At 43.8% G+C, this 21,175-nt stretch carries 21 protein-coding genes, 1 tRNA gene and 2 pseudogenes; 13 read left to right on the forward strand and 11 right to left on the reverse strand.

Going from position 1 to position 21,175, the window contains the following annotated elements; genetic code table 11:
* The 3 genes and pseudogenes from IQ234_RS12430 to IQ234_RS12440 form a co-directional block, all read left to right on the forward strand.
* Positions 1-109 (forward strand): annotated as a pseudogene (locus tag IQ234_RS12430) (IS5/IS1182 family transposase); the annotation flags it as partial.
* A gap of 19 nt (positions 110-128) precedes the next feature.
* A pseudogene (locus IQ234_RS12435) lies at positions 129-545 on the forward strand (sugar transferase); the annotation flags it as partial.
* Complete coding sequence (locus IQ234_RS12440; RefSeq protein ID WP_193957321.1) at positions 532-984, forward strand: ATP-binding protein; 453 nt, start codon at positions 532-534, stop codon at positions 982-984. The pseudogene IQ234_RS12435 and the gene IQ234_RS12440, both read left to right, overlap by 14 nt.
* Before the next feature lie 6 nt (positions 985-990).
* Here IQ234_RS12440 and IQ234_RS12445 read toward each other — a convergent pair whose 3' ends face one another.
* From IQ234_RS12445 to petN, 4 genes are all read right to left on the reverse strand, one after another.
* Entirely contained in the window at positions 991-2,436 is a 1,446-nt protein-coding gene (locus tag IQ234_RS12445; protein WP_193957322.1) for a serine/threonine-protein kinase, read from the reverse strand.
* Positions 2,437-2,569: 133 nt separating this feature from the next.
* Entirely contained in the window at positions 2,570-3,823 is a 1,254-nt protein-coding gene (sbcD, locus tag IQ234_RS12450) for an exonuclease subunit SbcD (protein WP_193957323.1), read from the reverse strand.
* 42 nt (positions 3,824-3,865) lie between these two features.
* Positions 3,866-4,009 (reverse strand): hypothetical protein, encoded by a 144-nt coding sequence (locus IQ234_RS12455; protein WP_002736416.1) that lies wholly within the window; start codon positions 4,007-4,009, stop codon positions 3,866-3,868.
* Positions 4,010-4,025: 16 nt separating this feature from the next.
* Positions 4,026-4,115 carry a cytochrome b6-f complex subunit PetN gene (gene petN / locus IQ234_RS12460; RefSeq protein ID WP_012265708.1) on the reverse strand — a complete coding sequence of 30 codons (90 nt, stop codon included), beginning with the start codon at positions 4,113-4,115 and terminating at the stop codon, positions 4,026-4,028.
* A 429-nt stretch (positions 4,116-4,544) separates the two neighbouring features.
* Between petN and IQ234_RS12465 the strand changes: the two genes are divergently transcribed.
* Both IQ234_RS12465 and aroB read left to right on the forward strand, forming a co-directional pair.
* Positions 4,545-4,940 carry a hypothetical protein gene (locus tag IQ234_RS12465; RefSeq protein ID WP_193957324.1) on the forward strand — a complete coding sequence of 132 codons (396 nt, stop codon included), beginning with the start codon at positions 4,545-4,547 and terminating at the stop codon, positions 4,938-4,940.
* Between the two features lie 339 nt (positions 4,941-5,279).
* Positions 5,280-6,380: a 3-dehydroquinate synthase gene (aroB, locus tag IQ234_RS12470; RefSeq protein WP_193957325.1), complete on the forward strand. Its 1,101-nt coding sequence runs from the start codon at positions 5,280-5,282 to the stop codon at positions 6,378-6,380.
* Here the strand turns inward: aroB and IQ234_RS12475 are convergent.
* Positions 6,357-7,493, reverse strand: a complete 1,137-nt coding sequence (locus IQ234_RS12475) for a geranylgeranyl reductase family protein (RefSeq protein WP_193957326.1) — start codon at positions 7,491-7,493, stop codon at positions 6,357-6,359. The two genes, aroB and IQ234_RS12475, sit on opposite strands and share 24 nt — an antisense overlap.
* 349 nt (positions 7,494-7,842) lie before the next feature.
* Between IQ234_RS12475 and IQ234_RS12480 the strand changes: the two genes are divergently transcribed.
* Positions 7,843-9,027: an AAA family ATPase gene (locus IQ234_RS12480; RefSeq protein WP_193957327.1), complete on the forward strand. Its 1,185-nt coding sequence runs from the start codon at positions 7,843-7,845 to the stop codon at positions 9,025-9,027.
* Entirely contained in the window at positions 9,027-9,617 is a 591-nt protein-coding gene (locus tag IQ234_RS12485) for a DUF4276 family protein (RefSeq protein ID WP_193957328.1), read from the forward strand. Before IQ234_RS12480 ends, IQ234_RS12485 begins: the two co-directional genes overlap by 1 nt.
* Before the next feature lie 135 nt (positions 9,618-9,752).
* Here IQ234_RS12485 and IQ234_RS12490 read toward each other — a convergent pair whose 3' ends face one another.
* Together IQ234_RS12490 and IQ234_RS12495 are read right to left on the reverse strand one after the other, a co-directional pair.
* Positions 9,753-10,145 (reverse strand): DUF4278 domain-containing protein, encoded by a 393-nt coding sequence (locus IQ234_RS12490; RefSeq protein WP_193957336.1) that lies wholly within the window; start codon positions 10,143-10,145, stop codon positions 9,753-9,755.
* A gap of 154 nt (positions 10,146-10,299) precedes the next feature.
* The gene (locus IQ234_RS12495; protein ID WP_193957337.1) at positions 10,300-10,698 is read right to left on the reverse strand and encodes an FHA domain-containing protein; all 399 of its coding nucleotides are present in this window, start codon (positions 10,696-10,698) and stop codon (positions 10,300-10,302) included.
* Positions 10,699-11,100: 402 nt separating this feature from the next.
* Here IQ234_RS12495 and IQ234_RS12500 point away from each other — a divergent pair, with 402 nt between their 5' ends.
* Together IQ234_RS12500 and IQ234_RS12505 are read left to right on the forward strand one after the other, a co-directional pair.
* The gene (locus IQ234_RS12500; protein ID WP_167341553.1) at positions 11,101-11,274 is read left to right on the forward strand and encodes a hypothetical protein; all 174 of its coding nucleotides are present in this window, start codon (positions 11,101-11,103) and stop codon (positions 11,272-11,274) included.
* Positions 11,275-11,295: 21 nt separating this feature from the next.
* Positions 11,296-12,345 (forward strand): AI-2E family transporter, encoded by a 1,050-nt coding sequence (locus IQ234_RS12505; protein ID WP_193957330.1) that lies wholly within the window; start codon positions 11,296-11,298, stop codon positions 12,343-12,345.
* 1 nt (position 12,346) lies between these two features.
* Here IQ234_RS12505 and IQ234_RS12510 read toward each other — a convergent pair.
* Positions 12,347-12,419 (reverse strand) — tRNA-Gln (locus IQ234_RS12510).
* Between the two features lie 126 nt (positions 12,420-12,545).
* Between IQ234_RS12510 and IQ234_RS12515 the strand changes: the two genes are divergently transcribed.
* Positions 12,546-12,731 carry a hypothetical protein gene (locus tag IQ234_RS12515; RefSeq protein WP_193957331.1) on the forward strand — a complete coding sequence of 62 codons (186 nt, stop codon included), beginning with the start codon at positions 12,546-12,548 and terminating at the stop codon, positions 12,729-12,731.
* Here IQ234_RS12515 and ctpC read toward each other — a convergent pair.
* A complete protein-coding gene (gene ctpC / locus IQ234_RS12520; RefSeq protein WP_193957332.1) occupies positions 12,721-14,013 on the reverse strand; it encodes a carboxyl-terminal processing protease CtpC in 1,293 nt (430 codons plus the stop codon). The two genes, IQ234_RS12515 and ctpC, sit on opposite strands and share 11 nt — an antisense overlap.
* Before the next feature lie 245 nt (positions 14,014-14,258).
* On the opposite strand from ctpC, the gene IQ234_RS12525 reads away from it, so the two are divergent.
* The 3 genes from IQ234_RS12525 (at position 14,259) to thiD (ending at position 17,327) form a co-directional block, all read left to right on the forward strand.
* On the forward strand, positions 14,259-15,080 hold the full coding sequence (locus tag IQ234_RS12525; RefSeq protein WP_193957333.1) for a cell division protein FtsQ/DivIB: 822 nt from the start codon (positions 14,259-14,261) through the stop codon (positions 15,078-15,080).
* A gap of 192 nt (positions 15,081-15,272) precedes the next feature.
* Entirely contained in the window at positions 15,273-16,520 is a 1,248-nt protein-coding gene (ftsZ, locus tag IQ234_RS12530; protein ID WP_002742535.1) for a cell division protein FtsZ, read from the forward strand.
* Positions 16,521-16,526: 6 nt separating this feature from the next.
* Positions 16,527-17,327, forward strand: coding sequence for a bifunctional hydroxymethylpyrimidine kinase/phosphomethylpyrimidine kinase (gene thiD, locus IQ234_RS12535; RefSeq protein ID WP_193957334.1), 801 nt, complete (start codon positions 16,527-16,529; stop codon positions 17,325-17,327).
* A gap of 537 nt (positions 17,328-17,864) precedes the next feature.
* Here thiD and IQ234_RS12540 read toward each other — a convergent pair.
* Positions 17,865-18,869, reverse strand: coding sequence for a PEP-CTERM sorting domain-containing protein (locus IQ234_RS12540; protein WP_193957335.1), 1,005 nt, complete (start codon positions 18,867-18,869; stop codon positions 17,865-17,867).
* Between the two features lie 528 nt (positions 18,870-19,397).
* Positions 19,398-20,924: a photosystem II chlorophyll-binding protein CP47 gene (gene psbB, locus IQ234_RS12545; RefSeq protein WP_045362401.1), complete on the reverse strand. Its 1,527-nt coding sequence runs from the start codon at positions 20,922-20,924 to the stop codon at positions 19,398-19,400.
* Between the last annotated feature and the right edge of the window lie 251 nt (positions 20,925-21,175).

Below are 21,175 nucleotides of genomic sequence, written 5' to 3' on the forward strand. Positions count from 1 at the left end.
ATCATCAAGATATAGGAATCGGAGACGGCGTTTTGGTCTGAGATTTAATTTAATCGCTGGCATTTACAACTATGAACTTGCTTTAGGCTATCATCAAGTAGCTGAATAAGACTTTTGCAGGAGGTCTCATGTGTGTGGATGCAGAAACACTCAAGGATAAAATCCCTAATCAAGCGGAGGGAGCTTTTTTTAAGAATAAAAATGATCCCCGGATCACCCGGGTAGGAAAATTTTTACGTCGCACCAGTTTAGACGAATTGCCCCAGTTTTGGAATGTGATCACCGGTGAAATGAGTCTTGTCGGCACTCGTCCCCCCACACCCGATGAGGTGGAACGCTACGATGTTCCCCAATGGCAACGTTTAGATGTAAAACCCGGTATGACGGGAGAATGGCAGGTGAATGGTCGCTCTCAGGTGCGTAATTTTGAAGAGGTAATTCAACTAGATTTGCGCTATCAGGAAAATTGGAGTTTAAGCTACGATCTACAACTGATTTTTAAAACAATTTTGATTCTCTTTCAAAAAAACAGTGGTGCCTTCTGAAGTCTTAAATTCCCCTTCTTTCCCCCTCCAATTCCATCTACAAGTCCGGACGGAATTGGCAGCTTTAATCCCAGTCCTACAATGGTTTGAATCCCACGGCCGCTCTTTTTTACCTGACTCGGTGCTTTGGCAGTGTAAGGTGGCTTTAGCAGAAGGATTTACTAATACTGTCCGTTACGCTCACCAACATTTACCACCGACCACACCGATCGATCTAGAATTAACTTTTTCGTCCCATTCTCTAGAAATAAGAATATGGGATCACGGTCAACCTTTTGATCTGCAAGCAAAACTTGATTCTCTACAACAACATCCCCTCGCACCTTTGGAAATGGAAAGCGATCGAGGATTACTTTTCATGCGTTCTCTTACTGATACTTTACAATATATCCGCACTGGCGAAGGGAGAAACTGTTTAATTCTCCAGAAAAGTTTTTAAGTCAATTTATCCCCTGCTAGAAACTACGTCAATGGTACAGTTTTCCAGACGAGAAAAAAGAATTATGCCACCACCCACACCCCAGACAAGGGTGGGAAGATGTCCGGAGGGTGCTTTGAGAGAGAAAGTAATTTGATCGTAGTATAACCACTTGTTATTAACTCGCCAACCGACTTTTGTTCCAAAAGCGTTCCATTTTTGTTGATCATAATTGCCGCTTCCTCCCAAACTTTCATAGATTCTTTTCTGAACAGATAGACCAAATTTTCCCTGACTATATTGTAACCAGAGTTGATTGATAGTGGCCAAATCTTCACAGGGAAAGTTATCTATATCTTCTATCTTAAGATATTTTTCTTTAGTTCGATCAGCAACTTTTAAAAATAGATTAGCCGTTTCTTGATCTGCCTCTTGCCATTTTTCTTGCTCTAATAAATCCCGCAGATTGGTGTAATCAATTGCCTTGGCACTTTTGAGGTTAATTTCCTCCCTGGTGGCAACTGGAAAAACTGATAAAACCGTTTCTTGAATTGTGTCCTGTGATCGGGGTTTTGGCGGAATGACTACGGCTAATTTTACCGCTAACTCTTGCAGGACTTCCCCAGCTGATTGATAACGTTTTTTGGTGCCAAATTCAATTAATTTATCTAAAATTTTGCCTAATTCAACACTAACAGGATTATTAAATAGGTGCTGTCTCCATACCCATTCATGTTCACTCACATCGAATAATTCAAAGGGAGATACTCCCGTTAATAAATAGATACAAGTGACTCCCAAACTATATAAATCACTGCTATTAATTGCTTTGCCATTGCCTTGTTCTGGGGCGATATATCCCGGCGAACCGATCACTGTTCCTGTCAGGGAAAGATTAGCAATGGTGATAAATTTAGAGGCACCGAAATCGACTAAAATTATTTTATTATCGCTGCGTCTCTTAATTATATTAGCTGGTTTAATATCTCGATGAATGACTCTTTTAGCATGGATAAAATCAAGAATTGGCAAAATTTCTAATAAAAGATGTTTAATTTTTTCTTCATTGAAAACTCCCTCGCTTTGTAATTCTTGTTCTAGATTTTGTCCTTCAATATATTCTTGAACAAGATATTGTCGCCCATCATTGCCAGTAAAATAGGCATAGAGGGAGGGAATTTGTGGGTGTTGACCGAGATTATCTAAACTAATCGCTTCTTCTTTAAATAATTCCGCAGCTTTCTTGAGGGCGTTACCATCTTGAGAGCTAGGAAAAAATTGTTTAATCACACAATAGGGTTGAGAAGGTTTATCCTCATCAATTGCTTGAAAAGTTTTACCGAAACCTCCTTGACCAATTAATTTTATGGCACGATAACGATCTTTGAGTAATAATTGAAAGCGACATTTTTGACAGAATTTATCTGTAGGATCATTGTTATATAGACAATCGGGATTAAGACATAAACTCATTGTTAGTTCAAAGAGGGATAGGGAAATTATGAATTATAAATTATGAATTATAAATTATAATTTATAATTTATGAAGTGGGGAGTGGGGAGCTTTTTTTCAGTGATCAGTAAACAGATAACTGATAACTGATAGTTAAATCGAGGTTTCTTCCTCTAGCCAAATTTCTGGCTGTTGATTTAATAAAAGCTGGGCTGCCTCTAACATATCATCAACAATATCGCGCAAATCTTCCTTATTATCGATATAAGCTTTTAACGCTTCCATCGGATCTAATTGATTACCCACCCCTAATTCCGGTAAACGGGGACGGGTTAATTGACTAATTAACTCCGCCCGAATACTATAACTATGGGCAGGTTTTAACGCCTCATCAAGCTGATTGGTGTTAATTAGTTCTAATTGCTCACTGCGAATTTTATAAACTAAGCGGATAACTGCTTCCTGAATATCGTGTTTTTTGAGAGCTTTTAGCAATTCTTTTTGGGGGTTTGCTGCCTCAGAAACATCCACTTCAATGGAACGAAAAGTACGCACGGGTAAAGGACAAAATTCCCATTTAACCTCTCCTTTAGCCACTTCTATTAAAACATAGCCCTTATCTTCTTTTTCCTCGCTAAAATCCACTCGATCGATGCTGCCCGGATAGACAATAGGCGGATCATTGCTAGGATTAAGATTTTGGTGTTTGTGAACATGACCTAGGGCAACATACTCGAATTGTGGACGATTTAGCAGCGATAAAGGCACAGTAAAACCTTTACCAACCGCTAAAAATCTTTCTGCTCCTAAACTAGCTCGATCCGCCATTAAATGGGCTAATAAAACTGTTGGTACATTTGTATCTAATTGGCGAATTTCTCCTTCTAAAACCGGTTCCAAACGGTTAATTAATAATTCATTTACCCCACTCAAGGATAAACCCTCGGTTTCGGGACGGGTTAAGAGAGTGGCGCGGGTTAACCAGGGTAAAGTAATTACTTGGATATCGCCGTTGCGGGTGGTGATGCGATGGGTGGTCAAGCGATCGCCAACAATAAACCCCGGCACCGCTAGGGTACGATAGATGGAGAGACTGACACCGCCATTACCATGAGAATGTTGATCGTGATTACCCACTAATAACACCGTCGGGATATTAGCATCGGCAAGACGACGGAATTGACTGGCAAAAGCTTCGTGAACAAAAGGAGGAGGAGTGGCATCGGGAAAGGCATCTCCCCCAAAAAGCACTAGATCCACAGGGGTAGCAATAGCCCGATCGATACAGAGGCTTAAACTGCCCATAAAATCCTCTAAACGCGTATTTAATCCCGTTTTTGGATTTAAACGTCCATGGGAAAAACCGCTCCCCATGTGAATATCCGATAAGTGCAGTATTTTAATCATAGTAAAGGAAAAACAGGCGTAATTAAGTACACCTGTTCAGGATTATTTTCCTAATTTTTTATCGCCATCTTGACGACGGCGATCGCGCCATTCTGTAGTCGTCAGGTAGAGAATACCACCACTGACGATAACGAGGAGAATTAAGGCGACAAGAAAGAGAGTGTTGAGAATCAAAGATGTTTCCATGGTATCTATAGATTACCTAGAAACCGTTACGACCCCAAACCACCATGGCGATCGACCAAGTGAACAGGGCGAGAATGCTAACCCAACCAAGTGTCAAAATATCCATAATTGCCTTTGTTAAACGAAATACTTGCAAGATAACTACTCAACTTTTGACACTCTCCGCCCTAAAAGTGCGGAGATTCTTGGGCTGAATCTTGCCGCTACTAGCAAAGCTAATTTTGGTCTTACAGTTTCATGTCTAGTCCGACTACACCTACAAGGTAAGCACTCTTAAAGACTACTCCCCAAGCGTAAATTTCTGTGTGTCCCACAGTATTTAATTGTTTTTCGCTCTTACCATGTGGACTTAGGATGAAAGCTTTTGTACCAGTGATGGTTAGAGATTTAGGGATTACGAAGTGTCGCTTGTTTCCTGCGTTCCCAAAGTCAACGACTCAATTTAATGCTAACATAAAGTCGCCCTAAAGGGCGAGGTTTTCAACCCAAATTTTCGATAATACTCCATCAGTGACTCCGTTTTAGAGAGGCGATCGTGCAAATTACGCTCAAGGAAAGAATCGAATCCATACAGGTGGGGAGTATCTCGGCACTGGCTTTCCTGGTTCCCTATCTGCTATTTTTAACTGTTAATCGACTATTTTTAGGGGAATCGATCACATTAATTGGCGCTTTTGTCAAGATATCCGGGGCGATAATTAGCGGATTTCTCTTTGGTGTCACCTATCGTTATGTCGTCCGCAACGATGATAATCCCCATCTCAAAGATGGTACAGTGGCAGCTTTTGCCCTAGTCCGCGGCCTAGTTCCCCTACAATTATCCACAGACTTGCTCGCTGACGCTTGGCAATTAAGTCTCTTTCTGGGAGAGAGCTTTATCTGTTTTTTATCCTGTCGTCTGCTCTTAGAGTTGACTAAGCTGCGTCAATAACCGACTCAGTTATCAGTTATCAGTTATCAGGTGTGAGTTTTCAGTTCACTGATTACTGTTTACTGTTCACTGTTTACTAAAAAAAAGCGGCTCTTCGGTTTGTGTTATGCAATGGACGGGGGTTATAAGGGATGGAACCCTTATATAGAAAGGCATTTGGCGATTTTTGTCAATTGTTTTTGATCTAGAGCGAACTAATCAATTAAATCTCTTGCCAGATAAGGATTTAGTCGATTTATGCTCCCATATCGAACCATACCAAGTCCCGAAAAGCCAAAAAAAGCTCCCCCACTCGCCACTTCATAATTCATAATTGATAATTTATAATTACCACACCCTATGGCTATTTGTATTCCCGTTAATTTACCCGATCGCTCCTATAATATTCTGATCGAGAAGGGCAGTTTAGCTAATCTCGGTGCAGAAATGAGCCGGTTAAGCTTAGGTAAAAAGGTTTTATTGGTTTCTAATCCCGAAATTTTTGACTATTACGGACATATAGCCGTTAATTCTCTAGAAAAAGCGGGATTTGTCGTTTTTACACATCTGATCCCCGCCGGCGAAAATTATAAAACCCTCGATTCGATCGCCCAAGTTTATGATACTGCCCTCGCTCACCGGTTGGAACGTTCCTCGACTATGGTTGCCCTCGGTGGTGGTGTGATCGGGGATATGACGGGATTTGCGGCAGCCACATGGTTACGGGGCATTAATTTTGTCCAAGTTCCCACCACCCTGTTAGCCATGGTAGATGCTTCCATTGGAGGTAAAACTGGTGTTAATCATCCCCAGGGCAAAAATCTGATCGGGGCGTTTTATCAACCGAAATTAGTTCTGATCGATCCTAGCGTGCTTAAAACCCTACCCGTGCGAGAATTTCGGGCTGGAATGGCAGAAGTGATTAAATACGGTGTAATTTGGGATGCTGAGTTATTTCAACGGTTAGAAGACTCGGACAATTTAGCCAGTTTTTCTCAGATCGATGGCGAGCTATTGCAAACAATTATTACAAAGTCTTGCCAAGCTAAAGCAGATGTGGTATGCAAAGACGAAAAAGAAGCGGGTTTGCGGGCGATCTTAAACTATGGTCACACGATCGCCCACGGCATTGAAAGTCTAACGGGATATACTAGCGTTAACCACGGGGAAGCGGTGGCGATGGGGATGGTGGCGGCAGGAGCGATCGCTGTTAAACTGGGAATGTGGACCGCCGGGGAAAATCAACGTCAAACCGATTTAATCGAAAAAGCCGCCTTAGAAACCTGTATTCCGCCTTTAAATGCCGATGAGATGGTTAATGCTCTCACTGCCGATAAAAAGGTTAAAGATGGCAAGGTTAGATTTATTTTACCAACGGCAATCGGCCAAGTGACCATTAGCGATCGAGTCACCCCCACCCTGGTGCGCGAGGTGTTATCACCAACCGAATCCGGGCAGTAAACGCTTTTTCAATTGTTGCATCGCCTGTTCCGTAACATCCCGGTATTTTAAATCTCCCACGAGAATACGTCCCATCAGTTGACCGGCGATCGGCCGTTTAACGGCGACATTATAGGCGATTTGGGTAAATTGATAGAATAAACCGGCTAATTTGGCCGCTAAAGCCATATCTTCCCCCCATTCTTCCCGAATTATCCGACTATAGCCCGCTAAAGCCTGATTATCTCCGGCTAAAGCTCGATCGATCGCCTCGGCTGCCTTAACTCCGGTCAAAATTGCCGGACGGATACCCTCACCGATGAGCGGATCGAGAATCCCCGCCGCTTCCCCTGTAATTAGGGCATTTTGGGCGTGTAGCGGTTGATTTCCATTCCAAAGGGCTAAAGCATACTCACCATAGCGATAATCCTCTAAATTCCAGCCCTTTTGACGGGCATAATTTAACAGTTGTTTTTTTAGATCCTCGGATTTGATGCTGCCCTTAAAACAAGCGCCGCTAATTGTGTAACCATTAGACTTGGGAAAAGCCCAGATATAGCCATTTTTTAGGGAACCAAAATCAAAAAAAGCTTTTTGGGGGGGAATAGTAGCCCCTGCGTTAGTAATTTCGAGAGTAGCACCGATCGCTTCGTTTTTTGCCGGTAATCCTAACCAGCGACTGGTATTGCCCCTAACACCATCGGCAGCAATCAGATATTTGCCTGAAAATGTTCCTTGGGATGTGGTAACTTGCCAGTGATCCTGAACGAATTTGATCTGGGTAACTTCGCTGTTATCTTGGATAGTTGCCCCGACTGCGATCGCCTGTTGACCTAAAAAATCATCGAAACGATCCCTTTGTACCATCCACATCGGTTCTAGCATATTTAACTTGGTGGTGACGGTATCCCCCTGTTTCCAAGTAAACTGTACTTGCGTGACGGTATTCTCGATCACGGGGGTAAAGTCAAAATCAAACCATTGCTTAATTGCCGGGGATACCCCCCCACCACAGGGTTTATAACGGGGTAATTTCGCTTTATCGAGGATCAGGATCGATCGTCCCTTTTTAGCTAGATGATAACCCGCCGTCGCTCCTGCTGGTCCCGCACCGATGATAATACAGTCGAACATTTGTATTAATTTAAGTCGTTGAACAAATTTATAGACAATTTACGCTATTTTGGGCAACTTATGTTTAGTCTGGTTTCTTGTCCCTTCCTCAAAAGGTTGAGCTTGCCTCTCTAGGTTCTAGCTGATTTATCCTCCAATTTCCCAGAGAGCCTATAGCGGTTTTCAGTCTGCTGAGGTACAAAAGTTATGGGTTTTAGGCAAAGGGCAAGAGGCAAAAGCCAAAAGGGAAGAAAAATAGGTGTACCTCACTAGCTTAGGAAACGCTATAGTCTCTGGCTTTTTTGACTAATTGATCAATCTTCACCTGATCAATCGTATAATCAAAAAACTATAACGACTCGATTATATCATGAAAATTGTTTCTATTAAAATAAAAAACTATCGTATGTTTAAAAATATACACATAAGAGATATTCCCCCTTTTTGTGTGATTATTGGAGCTAACGGCACGGGAAAATCTACTCTATTTGATATTTTTGGTTTTCTGCGAGATGCCCTCAAAAACAACATTCGCCAAGCCTTACAAATTCGCGGCGGTTATAGAGAAATTATCACTAGAGGTCAAGAACAGGAAGATATTGAAATCGAGCTGCAATTTCGCATGAAAATCTTAGATACAGAACGTCTGGTTACTTATCAAATCATAATTGGACAAAACAATAATCGCCCCGTTATCAAACGCGAAATACTTCGCTATAAACGGGGTGAACACGGTAAACCTTTTCATTTTTTAGATTTTCAACTTGGTCAAGGATATGCTATCACCAACGAAGAAGATTTTAGTAAACCGGATAAAGAACTCGATCGAGAAGAACAACAGCTAGAATCTAACGATATACTAGCAATCAAAGGATTAGGACAATTTCAACGTTTTAAAGCCGCTACAGCCTTTCGTTCTCTGATTGAAAATTGGCACGTTTCTGACTTTCATATTAGCGAAGCTAGAGGAAGTAAAGAAATATCTTATGCTGAACACTTATCCACCACTGGCGACAATATAGCTACAGTTGCTCAATATATTTATCAACAATATCCCGAAATTTTTCAGCAAATTCTCGAAAAAATGAAACAAAGAGTTCCGGGTATTTCCTCTGTGGAAGCCAAAGAAACCGAAGACGGTCGCTTGATTTTACGTTTTCAAGATCAGGCCTTTAAAGATCCTTTTATTGATCGCTATGTTTCTGACGGTACTATGAAAATATTCGCTTATTTAATATTACTATTCGATCCCAATCCTCATCCCCTACTCTGTGTCGAAGAACCAGAAAACCAACTTTATCCTACTTTATTAAAAGAACTAGCCGAAGAATTCGCCCACTATAGCAACCGGGGGGGTCAGGTATTTGTTTCTAGTCACTCCCCCGATTTTATCAATGCGGTTCCACTAGCTAGTATTTTCTGGCTAATTAAATGCCAAGGTATCACCAAAATCCATAGGGCTGCCGATAGCGAAATCCTCAAAAACTTAGTAGCGGAAGGCGATTTACCCGGCTATCTTTGGAATCAAGGTTGGTTTGAAGGAGTAGAACCCTAATGAACTATGATATCGTATTTTTGCTAGAAGAGTCATCTATAGAAAATGTGTTAGACGAACTTTTGCCTAAACTTATTCCCCCAGAAATCAGCTATATATGTATTAGTCATCAAGGTAAACAAGACCTAGCCAAATCTATTCCTAGAAAACTCAAAGCTTTCAAGAAATCTAGTCCCAATACCAAATTTATTATTGTCCATGATCAGGATTCCCACGATTGTCAAAAACTCAAAAAAGAACTAGGAGAAATTTGTCAAAATGCCAGTGATGATCAAGTCTTAATTCGGATTATTTGCCATGAATTAGAATCTTGGTTTCTGGGAGATTTAGCAGCAGTGGCCAAGGCGTATAATTTAAATAGTCTCGGCCAAAAACAAAATAAAAGTAAATACAGAGAACCAGACCTGCTTAACTCGGCCAAACAAGAATTAAAAAAGCTAGTGAAAGAGTATTATGCAGGAACCCATTCTAAACAGATTGCCCCCCATCTTTCCCTAACTGAAAATAAATCCCGTAGTTTTCAAACTTTTATCCAAGGTATCAAAAATGTTGTGGAAATGATACAAAGCCCCAATCCGAACCAGAACTAAAATAGACCTCGACCTAATATAATTGAAAGCCTGTAAGATACTAACCAGGGTGATAATTTCTATCGATAAGATTTTTGCGCCCAAAAATATTCCCCCCGGCAAAACCGAGGGGAAAGTGGTAAAAAAACTGCTAGATTAGCAGTTTAAGGCTAAGTCTTGGGATTCTTTTTTCAAGAGATTAACAAGGGTTTCGTCACCATTCTCTTGAGCGATTTGTAAACGACGTTCCAGACGAAGACGAATATTGTTCAGATGGACGCTAGAAAGGGTTTCCTCTTGGACGACAATAGGGGGTTTGACAACCGGTAACGGACAGGTGTTGGGGATGACTTGTCCGGCAAGATGAGGACGGGTGCTGTAGGCAACTCCACGATACTGACGATGCAGTTTCGGCTCTAATTGGAGCATATGGCGAGGATAATGGTGATTCCAGTCTTGACCTCGGTATTTACCCCCGATATCTCCGGTCTTCATCTCCAAGGGGAGAGAATCCTTTTCGTACTTAACTCCTCGATAGGCTAACATAATATCACTGACTCCCTGCAATGCTTTAAAGTGACTTTAATCCCCCTTGTCGTACCTATTTAGGGACAACAAACGAAAAGATCTTATTTCTTATTCTGTATCTATTTTTACATTTTGCTGGGTAAATTGAAAAAACTTTATAAAAATTTAATATTTTCTAGTTGGCCATAGTATCCTTTTCTGGCTGAGTTTGGTTGCCCACCAAAGGAGCCTCTAGGGATTTGATGATTAATTTGGGTTGCTTGTCCTCATTGATGAGACGAATTTGAATTTGCGGGCCGGAGGCGGCTAAACGAACCACCATCCCATCGACGACGGCGGTTTTCTCGATCGGTTTGCCATTGACAAACGTTCCATTTGCCCCTAAATTTTCCAATTCCCAATCATCCTGATTATTGTGGCGGATTTCTAAATGCCGCCTCGAAACCACAGCACTATAGAGAACTACATGATTATCCAGCGCCCTGCCGACGAGAATGGTTGATTGATCATCGTCAAATTGCCAATGTTGTAGGGGCGTGGCCTGGCTGGGGTGTAAAAGAGTTAAAGTGATCACGGTGACTGTTGGCGGCACGATGGGGGCGGTGGACAGGATAAATCTTATTTGCTGTCAAGATTCATCCTTGCCATTAATACTCAATCCGTTGAGTATAGGCTACATATCAGGACGGGCAAAAGGCAAGAGTCAAGAGGAAAAAGGGGAAATAAATAATCAGTTTTTAATAACCGGATTTAGTATAAGTCTTTAATCCTGGCAATGAATATCTCTAGTTAATTGACAAAGCCTTTTTTCCCTATTGTCTCATACTTTCCGTTCCCTCCGAACCGACCTCCCCCAGAAAATCTAGGCACTTCGCCCTAGTATTAATAAAACCAATGGGGAATGATTTCCCGATTTTGACCAATTTTTTAGCTCTTCAGGGATAAGATAGTGCTTATGCCACCTAAACATTCATCTATGAGCGGCTTTATCATCAAAATAATCTTGATATCGGCTTTGATTTCCCTGGGAATTAAATATCTTGCCCCTTTATTATCGATCGCTCCCAGTCCTCTTAACACTTTAATTCTGGTTTTTACTCCTTTTCTGCTCACGGTTTTTGCCCTCTGGAGACGGACAATAACTGATTAGGAATTTTTCTCCTTACTCATCATGACTTTTGGCAGCAGCCTCGGTTTAGTCCTGTTAGTCTTTTGTCTGTTGATTCTCTGGCAGATTCGACAGATTCTTTTATTATTATTGATGGCGATTCTTCTGGCTCAGATTTTAAATTTGGCTGTGACTTGGTGGCAGCGTCATCACATCAAGCGTTCCTACGCCCTAATTATCACCCTTTTTGGCTTCTTTATTGGTATTATCGGTATTTTTGTGGGAATTATACCCGCTTTAGTCAAACAATTTCGCCAATTATTTAGTTTACTGCCCCAAGCTATAGAAAGACTCTGGGGACAAGTCCATAGTCTTGAGGATTATCTCGATCCTAGTCTGGCCACTGTCTTCCCAGACTTTAAAACGCTCCTGACTCAATTACAACCCCTGATTAACCAAATTGCTGGCCGGGGTTTGAGCATTTTTTACGGTACTTTCGGCATTATCCTCAGCTTACTGCTAATTATTGCCCTGAGCTTGATGATTCTCGCTGATCCTGCCGCTTACCACCGTTGTTTTCTGCGTTTATTTCCTGCTTTCTACCGTCCTAGAGTACGATCGATCCTAGAACAGTGTGATCGAGATTTAAAAGCTTGGCTAAAAGGGATTTTCTGTCATATGTTGATTATGACCTTGGGCAGTTGCTTGGGTCTATCCCTGATTGGCATTCCCCTCGCTTTTTCCCAATCTATTCTCGCAGGATTTCTCACCTTTATCCCCAACCTCGGGCCAGTTTTAAGCACGATTTTACCCTTTTCTATCGCCCTTCTGGAAGCTCCCTGGCAACCCTGGGCAGTTTTGCTACTCTACAGCAGTATTTATCTGTCAATTCAATATTTCGACCATCATCCACCGCTGCCCATTTTAACAGTGCGATCGCTCAAGCTCTTACCCGCTTTTACCCTGTTGGCCCAGTTGTTTTTCGCCTCGATTTTTGGCTTTTTAGGGCTATTTCTGGCGGTTCCCCTGACGCTTATCGGTCGTATTTGGCTAAAGGAAGCTTTGATCAAGGATATTCTCGATCATTGGCGGACTGGGAATAAAAAATCTTAAACTGGGGATCTAGGATTCGAACCTAGGAAATGGCGGGACCAAAACCCGCTGCCTTACCGCTTGGCTAATCCCCATTGGACAGACCTTTTTAATATTAGCATTTATCTCCCCGGTTTTGTCAAGAAGTTGATAAAAATTTTTTACTTCGGGATTGAGAGACGCTATAAAAAAGGGAATAGAGGGATTAAGGAGAAAAATCTATGGATAATAGCGCACAAAACTGGTACATTGTCCAGGAAAATACGGGAATTTGTCAGATTATAGCCCTAGAAAACGGAAAAACCCCAGTTAATAGTCAATACTGGGGTCCTTTTGCCGAGCGGGGAGAAGCAATCGCCCGTCGGGTGGGTTTAATTCGAGCGGGCAAATGTCAACCTATTGTTTAGCGGTATTGCTGGGCGTTTTCTTGCCTTCAGTGATTTCTTTTTCCAAGATTTCAAAACCCTTCTTGAATTGAGGATCCTGGAAGGTTCCCACCTGATCCCGTTCCTGTTGAAGATTTTTGCGATCTTCCTCGCTCAGTTCCGACTCCACATCCGGATGAATACCATCTTTATTGATGTCCCGTCCGTCGGGGGTGAGATACTTGGCAATCGTCACCGCTAATCCGGAACCGTCACTGAGACTGCGTACCGATTGCACTAATCCCTTACCAAAGGTTTTCGTACCGACAATAACCGCCCGCTCATGATCCTGTAAAGCTCCAGAGAGAATTTCACTGGCACTAGCGGAACCACCATCGACGAGGACAACTAGCGGTTTATTAGTCAAAGCTTGATTGTTGGCCCGTTGACGTTCCGTCACCCCTTTGCGATCGACCGTAGAGACGATTAAACCATCGGGTATCCACATCCGAGCGATTTCGATGCTGGCGTAGAGTAAACCGCCGGGGTTGGAACGCAGATCGAGAATATAACCTTTCACCTCTTCAGATTCCAATTCGCGAATCGCTTGACTCATATCGCCACTAGCTTGGGCGCTAAATTGATTGAGACGGATATAACCAATTTTACCGATCGGGGTGTTTTCCGTGCGGGCCCGCACTGGGTGAATTTCAATTTTGGCCCGGGTAAGAGTCAATTCTTTCTTCTCCTCACCCCGTTGAATCGTGATCTTAACGCTTGTCCCCACTTTGCCGCGGATCATGCTCACCGCTTGCTCCAGTTCCATACCTTCGGTAGATTTACCATCGATAGCGATAATCACATCTTTGGGCAGCACACCGGCTTTAGAAGCGGGAGTATCTTCAATGGGTGAAACCACGACTAACTGCTTAGTTTTCTCATCTTTGGTCAGTTGAATCCCTACCCCAGTCAATTCTCCCGATGTATCGATCTTCATATTGTTAAACTCTTTGGGATCCATAAAACGGGTATAGGGATCATTGAGAGTTTTCAACATCTCGCGGATAGCGGTGTATGCTTCCTCTTGATTTTTGTAGGAACGATTTAAATACTGATTGCGGATGGCGTTCCAGTCCGATTGATTAAAAGTGCCGTCTAAATAAGTGCGGTTGATGATCTGCCAAACCTCATCAACGGTTTCCTTGGGACTTTCCTGAAAAAAAGCTTGACTTTGGGAGAGACGGAATCCCGCCCCCGTGACGGCGACGGTAGACAGGACCACTGCTGTAGCACCGAGAACAAGTCCGCGTTTGTTGATAACCATAGGTAATTTTCAGATAAATTAGGCTGTTCTTGCCGGAACGCTCTTTCTGGCTGACCGTCGAAATATCTTGGCAAAAAGGAGCGTTTAGGTTTACTGGAGACAGACAAAAGAACGCCTGTAGATTACTACTGTTATAACATTTATTATCTCTTTCTTTGTCAAACTGGTTATTTGGGTAGCGATCGAGTTGCCAGCAGCCCACTTCGCGACCTAAGATAACAGCAAAACTGTCCCGGATTTCCCCTATGAGCGATCAAATCCTTTCTTCCCTCTCCCTGGAACAAAAACGACAAAACCTTCGCCACCAAAGGCGATCAAAGGTGTGGCAAGCCCTAGGTCGCTTTCTGGTGGTTAGTGGTTTAGCAGCGGGATTAGCTTGGGGGATGACTTCGCCCTATTGGACAATTACCAAGGCCAGACAGGTGGAAATCGAAGGCACGGAATTAATGTCGTCCGAGTCGATTCGCGCTTGGCTGAAATTAAGCTATCCCCTGTCTCTCTGGGAATTACCCACCCATCAATTACGAGAAAAATTAGCGGCTATTCCCGCTATTGCCGACGTTAAGATCGAGCGGCAATTATTACCCCCGAAAGTGATTGTTTCTATTCAAGAAAGAAAACCTGTTGCCCGTTGGCGTTCCCATCAACAGCAAGGCTTTTTAGATGCCTTGGGAACGATAATTCCTCAAAACTATTATGGTCGAACTCTACCCAAAACCCAATTACCTAGCCTAGAAGTGCTTGGTTACGACCGACAATATCAACAACAGTGGCAAAAAATTTATCCCTTAATTGATAACTTATCCATTAAAGTTACCGCCATCGATTGGCGCAATCCTAGTAATCTTGTACTAAAAACCGAGCTAGGACAGGTCTATTTAGGTTTTTATAAAGATAGATTGCCGGAAAAATTAACTGCTCTTGTACAATCACGGCCATTGTCATCCAAGATACCTCTAGCGCGAATTCTCTACATTGACCTGAGCAATCCCGATGCTCCCACTGTACAACTAAAACCGCAGCCAGCCCCTATCGTTGCCAAAGTAACGGCAACCGGTAGGGATTAACTGGAATTGATCAGCAAATAACTGCAATTATTCCCTTTAGGTATTGGCAAAAAAACCAAATTATGATTTTATGAACAAGAAACTGATACTGTAGATACTGGAACCGACATAATATTAGTGATAGTGTTAACAGTGCATCTCTGATTCATCAAATCAATAACAGAATCTTGTACTAAAAGTGTTCCAATTCCAATGACATCGATTAATGAAATCGTTCCCACCTACCCCAATCTGAACAGTAACGATTATGCCAGTTCAGCTATGAGCGAAGATAATCATTACTCTCAGAATAATGCTGGAGTATTATTTACTCGTCCCCATGAATCACAGATGACACCCCGAGAAGAAAGTCGTAGTAATCGCATCGTGCCGAGCAATGTCGCCAAGATCAAGGTGATCGGGGTCGGCGGTGGGGGCTGTAACGCCGTTAACCGCATGATCGCCAGTGGCGTGACCGGAATCGAATTTTGGGCAATTAACACCGATGCCCAGGCCCTGGCCCACTCCTCCGCTCCCCAAAGGTTACAAATCGGGACAAAATTAACCCGCGGCCTAGGGGCAGGGGGCAATCCGGCGATCGGACAGAAAGCGGCGGAAGAATCCCGGGATGAAATCGCCCAAGCATTGGAAGGAACCGATCTAGTCTTTATTACCGCCGGCATGGGCGGCGGCACGGGAACGGGGGCCGCTCCAATTGTGGCCGAAATTGCCAAAGAAATCGGCTGTTTGACCGTAGGAGTTGTAACTCGTCCCTTTACCTTCGAGGGTCGTCGTCGCACTAATCAGGCCGATGAAGGGGTGGGCGGTTTACAAAGTCGGGTCGATACCCTGATTATTATCCCCAATAACCAGTTATTACAGGTAATACCCGCCGAAACTCCCCTACAGGAGGCTTTTCGCGTCGCTGATGATGTGCTGCGGCAAGGGGTACAGGGTATCTCGGATATTATCACTATCCCCGGTCTGGTAAATGTGGATTTCGCCGATGTGCGGGCAGTGATGGCCGATGCGGGTTCGGCCCTAATGGGCATCGGCATCGGTTCTGGAAAATCTCGGGCTAAGGAGGGTGCGATCGCGGCTATTTCCTCACCGTTACTGGAATCCTCGATCGAAGGGGCCAAAGGTGTGGTCTTTAACATCACCGGTGGTCAAGATCTAACCCTACACGAAGTCAATGCCGCCGCCGAAATTATCTATGAAGTGGTGGATCCTAATGCTAATATTATCTTTGGGGCAGTAATTGACGAGAAAATGCAGGGAGAAGTCAGAATTACGGTCATTGCCACCGGTTTTTCTGGGGAATCCCCCTCTCGTCCCACCAGTAACAAGGTGGTGATTAATACCCCCGCACCCAGTCCGGCACCCACTCCCGAACCACCGAAACCTGCGGGATTAGATATCCCCGAATTTCTGCAACGTCGTCGTCCTTTTGACCGCTAACCTCCTATGACTGCCATTGCTCTCACCATCGCCGGTTCCGATAGTGGTGGCGGCGCGGGAATTCAAGCTGATTTGAAAACCTTCGCCTTCCACCGAGTTCACGGCACCAGCGCCCTTACCTGCGTTACCGCCCAAAATACCCTGGGAGTCGAGCGCGTCGAGTCCCTAAGTCCAGAAATGGTAACGGCCCAAATCGATGCGGTGGTCAGGGATTTCGGTGTGTCAGCGGTCAAGACGGGAATGCTGTTCAGCAGCGAGATTATCGAAGCGGTGGCCGAGGCGATCGAGCGCTGGCGTTTAATCAGTTTAGTGGTAGATCCGGTTATGGTTTCGCGGGTAGGAGCCAAATTAATTGATGATCGGGCTGTAGATAGTCTTTTTGATAGTTTAATTCCTCTGGCTTCGATTATTACCCCTAATCGTTACGAAGCACAGCTTTTAAGTGGCATTGAGATCAATGATTTTGAGACGATGAAAGCGGCCGCCGAAATTATTTTCCAGAAGTCGGCTACACCGGTATTAGTGAAGGGGGGAGGCATGAAAGGGCGGCTGCGTGGGGTTGATATCTACTTTGATGGACAAGAATGGGAAACTTTTAAGACCAGAAGTGTCGAAACCGATAACACCCACGGGACTGGTTGTACCCTATCGGCAGCGATCGCTGCTAACCTCGCTTTGGGGGATGACCTAAAAATAGCGGTGAAAAAAGCCAAGGATTACGTTACTAACGCCCTTGAGCATTCCCTCGCTATCGGTAGCGGAACCGGTCCAGTAGGTCATTTTTACCGATTAAAAGCCCTAAATTAGTCAATTAATGACCACTAGGCCGCGTATTTCCCCCCAAGTACCCCAGAGTTGCACAGGTCGCTCCTCGGTTCCCCTCTCGGTCTATCGGTAATTAGGGTCTGCTGAAAAAGTTTTTCCTGGGGGTAGGAGTCAGTAGCCGGTCGTCAGTAGCCGGTCGTTTCGGGCTTTGTTGCCCTTGTTTTTTGTACCAAGCTATGTACTACAAGAAGGATAATGCAAGGTTTTTGAAAGTCCCAATCCTATTTTCGCAGCATGAACATCGGACTTTAACAGGTCAAAAGCCTTATTTTAAAAGGGTTTTACCATTATTCAGCAAGCCCTAATTATTATCGTGGTTCTTACCTCCGGTTTAGGGGCTTTTTGGCTTATTTCCGCCTCTAAAAACGCCGGTTTGATCGACTGATTGACTTTCATCTCGGCATTTTTAGCTCAATTTCTTGCCCTTAGTCGGTTTTAACAGTCAGGGAAGTTAACCGAATAAGCTAAGACGAATTTAAACCGCTTATTCTTAGATTAGCCGAACCTCCCCCAATCCCTTTACTGTTGCTTTTTGTCTGTTTTGCACTTGACCACGTTGACCACTAATCCTAACCCACTTAAGGTTAACAATCCAAATAAAGAACTAGGTTCAGGAGCGGTAACTAACTCTTCTTGTATGCCAGTATTCTCAAAAGTTAATTCTCCTGGAGTTACCGTAGATGTTAAGATTCCTATGGGAATATCACTAAATGGTAAAAACCATCCTCCTGAAATAGGTTGGAATAAGTTTGAATTTATCCCAGTAGTTGATAAGTTTACACCATCAAATGCCGCCGACCATATTAAATTTTGAGATGGATTAGAAAAACTTTTCGCTTCTGCACTAAACTCAGCGATCTGAGGAGCGAAATGATTACTATTGGCTAAAAGTGTTAATCCTTCATCTGTTATAACCGAAGCGAATGCCCCATTTTGAGCATACAAGTTAGTATTTAACTCTAGTATAACTACACCATCAAGCAAAAAAGCACTCCTGCCCTGCGCTCTTCCAAAACCTGTTCCAATATGTGAACCGCCGACAGTATCATCATCAGCAGTATTAGCAGTCATAGTTACCTCACTTCCGATAGTGACTTTTCCTGTTGTAGAAAAAGTAGTTGTCGCCTTTGAACTTCCCGGCGGAGCTAAAACTTTTGCCTCTGCCTCTATTGTCCCCGGCGTGTCTAGGAAAGGATTGGCATCTTTGCTCGAAAAGACTGTTGTTATAACTCCATTCCGCTGGACTAAATATGCTTTAACATCCCAAGAAGACTTCTGAAACTGCTTACAGAGACCGTTTGTTATAGAATCGGAACTTCCACCTCTAAAACCACCAATTGTAAAAGTAATAGGTGGGTCAGATTTTGCTTGCAAACTACAAATTGGAGTGGTACTGTGATTGGTTTTAAATCTTGTTCCTTCATGTGACCAATTTATTGTTCCCTGTTGTCCCGTAAGATCTCCCTGAACACTAGCCTCTATATTAGAAGTTTTAGCTAAAACTGAATCAGTTACTAAAGGCAAAAGAGTTAATTCAATTACAATTAATTTGAGAAAAGATTTTTGGTTCTTCCGAACTTACACTGTAGAAAATTCCCCAAGCTCCCTCTCTGTCCAGCAATGCTCTAAAGTTGATAAATATCAATCTAACAAAAACTCAAAGCCTTGCTGTACAAGCTTTACAAGCATGAGTTGTTAATAGTTTTGCATGACAGATTCGGTAGAGCCAGATTTTTTTGCCAGCATAGATTCCTGAACTCCGACGATCTGACTAACATTAGCCCCATAACGGTAATCTGTTTTTTGGTTTTTCAATCTTTTTTAAAGAATTTCTTAAGATTATGAAACTTAGTGATGCAGAAAACTCTTAAAAAATTGGCCACGCAAGGAGTTCGAGATGGGCAGAGAGTTGGCGGGAGGAGCGTTCTGCGAGAGCTAGAGCAAGGAACGACCCTTGAAATCGAAATCTCACGTTTGCAGGAGAACTAATAATCAACAAAAAAAGGAGTCAAAGAATTGACTCCTTTAGTTATATAGATGATTTAGCTAAAACTAAACTTCTTGTTTACGAGTGCTAAGATCACCCAATTTTTGGAATAAACCGAATTCCACTTGTTCTTCCAGATCCGGATCGACCCCGGCGAATACGTCGCGGTAGATGGTACGAGAACCGTGCCAGATGTGACCGAAGAAGAATAGTAAAGCAAAGACAGCATGACCGAAAGTAAACCAACCTCTCGGAGAAGTGCGGAATACCCCGTCAGACTTCAGGGTTTCGGTGTCAAACTCGAAAGCTTCACCGAGTTGCGCTCTACGCGCAAATTTCTTCACATCAGCAGGATCGCTGAAGACCTGACCATCGAGAGCGCCACCGTAGAAAGAAACGGTGACACCACTTTGTTCGATACTCAGTTTCGATTCCGCACGACGGAAAGGAATATCAGCGCGAACGATACCTTCCGAGTCAGTCAGGACAACGGGGAAGGTTTCAAAGAAGTTAGGCATCCGACGCACGCTGAGAACGCGACCTTCGCCATCTTTGAACACAGGGTGTCCTAACCAAGATTTAGCGATACCGTCACCGCTATCCATGGCACCAGTACGGAATAAACCACCTTTAGCGGGGCTATTACCGACATAATCATAGAAAGCCAGTTTTTCGGGGATTGCTTGGTAAGCTTCGGCGATGGTGGCCCCATTGGCGATGCTGGCCTCGACGCGACGCTCAATTTCTTCTTGGAAATAGCCCTTATCCCATTGGTAACGGGTCGGGCCGAAGAGTTCGATCGGGGTAGTAGCATTACCGTACCACATGGTTCCAGCCACGACGAAAGCGGCAAAGAAAACAGCGGCGATACTGCTAGAAAGCACCGTTTCGATATTACCCATTCTCAGGGCTTTATAGAGTCTTTCGGGGGGACGAACGGTTAAATGGAATAAACCAGCGATAATCCCGACGATACCCGCAGCAATGTGGTGAGCTACCACACCACCGGGGTTAAAGGGGTTAAAACCAGCAGGTCCCCATTCGGGAGCTACGGGCTGCACATGACCGGTTAAACCGTAGGCATCGGAAACCCACATCCCGGGACCCCAAAGGCCTGTTTGATGGAAAGCACCGAAACCAAAGCAAAGTAAACCGGATAAGAACAGGTGAATACCGAACATTTTCGGCAAATCGAGGGCAGATTCGCCCGTGCGGGGATCGATGAATAATTCTAAATCCCAGAAAACCCAGTGCCAAACCGCCGCTAGGAATAGCAGACCGGATAAGACGATATGAGCGGCGGCAACGCCTTCAAAAGACCAGAAACCGGGGTCAACACCAGTTTCGCCGGTGACGCTCCAGCCACCCCAAGAACCGGTGACACCTAAACGGGCCATGAAGGGCAGCACGAACATTCCTTGCCGCCACATCGGGTTTAATACGGGGTCACTGGGGTCGAAAATAGCAAGCTCATAGAGGGCCATGGAGCCAGCCCAACCCGCTACCAGTGCGGTGTGCATCAGGTGAACGGAAATTAAACGGCCCGGGTCGTTGAGAACGACTGTGTGTACTCGATACCAAGGTAGTCCCATTGACTACGCTCCTCCTATTGACAATTTAGTGTCCACTTAGACGCTTTTTATATTCAGGGTCAAAATATAAGCCCAACACTCCCGACGGTTAAGTGCAAGAGTTAGCCAACCTACATTATCCCTTGAAAAGTGTATCTATTCTAAAGAAGTGTAACTATTGTTAGAACAGATTTCAAGTCTTTGCGATCGATCTTCCGCCAGAATAGTCCAAATAAGGAGGTGGGGTGTGGGGTGTGGGGTGTCTGTCTCTT

It is taken from the genome of Microcystis aeruginosa LEGE 91341 (genome assembly GCF_015206885.1).
GTDB classification, from domain to species: Bacteria; Cyanobacteriota; Cyanobacteriia; order Cyanobacteriales; family Microcystaceae; genus Microcystis; species Microcystis aeruginosa_H.

What these genes read in the sequence shown, in the direction of transcription:
- sbcD (WP_193957323.1), bottom strand. Translation starts at nt 3,823, where the DNA reads ATGATTAAAATACTGCACTTATCGGATATTCACATGGGGAGCGGTTTT.
- IQ234_RS12455 (WP_002736416.1), bottom strand. Translation starts at nt 4,009, where the DNA reads ATGGAAACATCTTTGATTCTCAACACTCTCTTTCTTGTCGCCTTAATT.
- IQ234_RS12525 (WP_193957333.1), top strand. Translation starts at nt 14,259, where the DNA reads ATGAGCGATCAAATCCTTTCTTCCCTCTCCCTGGAACAAAAACGACAA.
- thiD (WP_193957334.1), top strand. Translation starts at nt 16,527, where the DNA reads ATGACTGCCATTGCTCTCACCATCGCCGGTTCCGATAGTGGTGGCGGC.
- ctpC (WP_193957332.1), bottom strand. Translation starts at nt 14,013, where the DNA reads ATGGTTATCAACAAACGCGGACTTGTTCTCGGTGCTACAGCAGTGGTC.
- IQ234_RS12475 (WP_193957326.1), bottom strand. Translation starts at nt 7,493, where the DNA reads ATGTTCGACTGTATTATCATCGGTGCGGGACCAGCAGGAGCGACGGCG.
- IQ234_RS12445 (WP_193957322.1), bottom strand. Translation starts at nt 2,436, where the DNA reads ATGAGTTTATGTCTTAATCCCGATTGTCTATATAACAATGATCCTACA.
- psbB (WP_045362401.1), bottom strand. Translation starts at nt 20,924, where the DNA reads ATGGGACTACCTTGGTATCGAGTACACACAGTCGTTCTCAACGACCCG.
- petN (WP_012265708.1), bottom strand. Translation starts at nt 4,115, where the DNA reads ATGGATATTTTGACACTTGGTTGGGTTAGCATTCTCGCCCTGTTCACT.
- ftsZ (WP_002742535.1), top strand. Translation starts at nt 15,273, where the DNA reads ATGACATCGATTAATGAAATCGTTCCCACCTACCCCAATCTGAACAGT.
- aroB (WP_193957325.1), top strand. Translation starts at nt 5,280, where the DNA reads ATGGCTATTTGTATTCCCGTTAATTTACCCGATCGCTCCTATAATATT.
- IQ234_RS12480 (WP_193957327.1), top strand. Translation starts at nt 7,843, where the DNA reads ATGAAAATTGTTTCTATTAAAATAAAAAACTATCGTATGTTTAAAAAT.
- IQ234_RS12500 (WP_167341553.1), top strand. Translation starts at nt 11,101, where the DNA reads ATGAGCGGCTTTATCATCAAAATAATCTTGATATCGGCTTTGATTTCC.
- IQ234_RS12515 (WP_193957331.1), top strand. Translation starts at nt 12,546, where the DNA reads ATGGATAATAGCGCACAAAACTGGTACATTGTCCAGGAAAATACGGGA.
- IQ234_RS12505 (WP_193957330.1), top strand. Translation starts at nt 11,296, where the DNA reads ATGACTTTTGGCAGCAGCCTCGGTTTAGTCCTGTTAGTCTTTTGTCTG.
- IQ234_RS12485 (WP_193957328.1), top strand. Translation starts at nt 9,027, where the DNA reads ATGAACTATGATATCGTATTTTTGCTAGAAGAGTCATCTATAGAAAAT.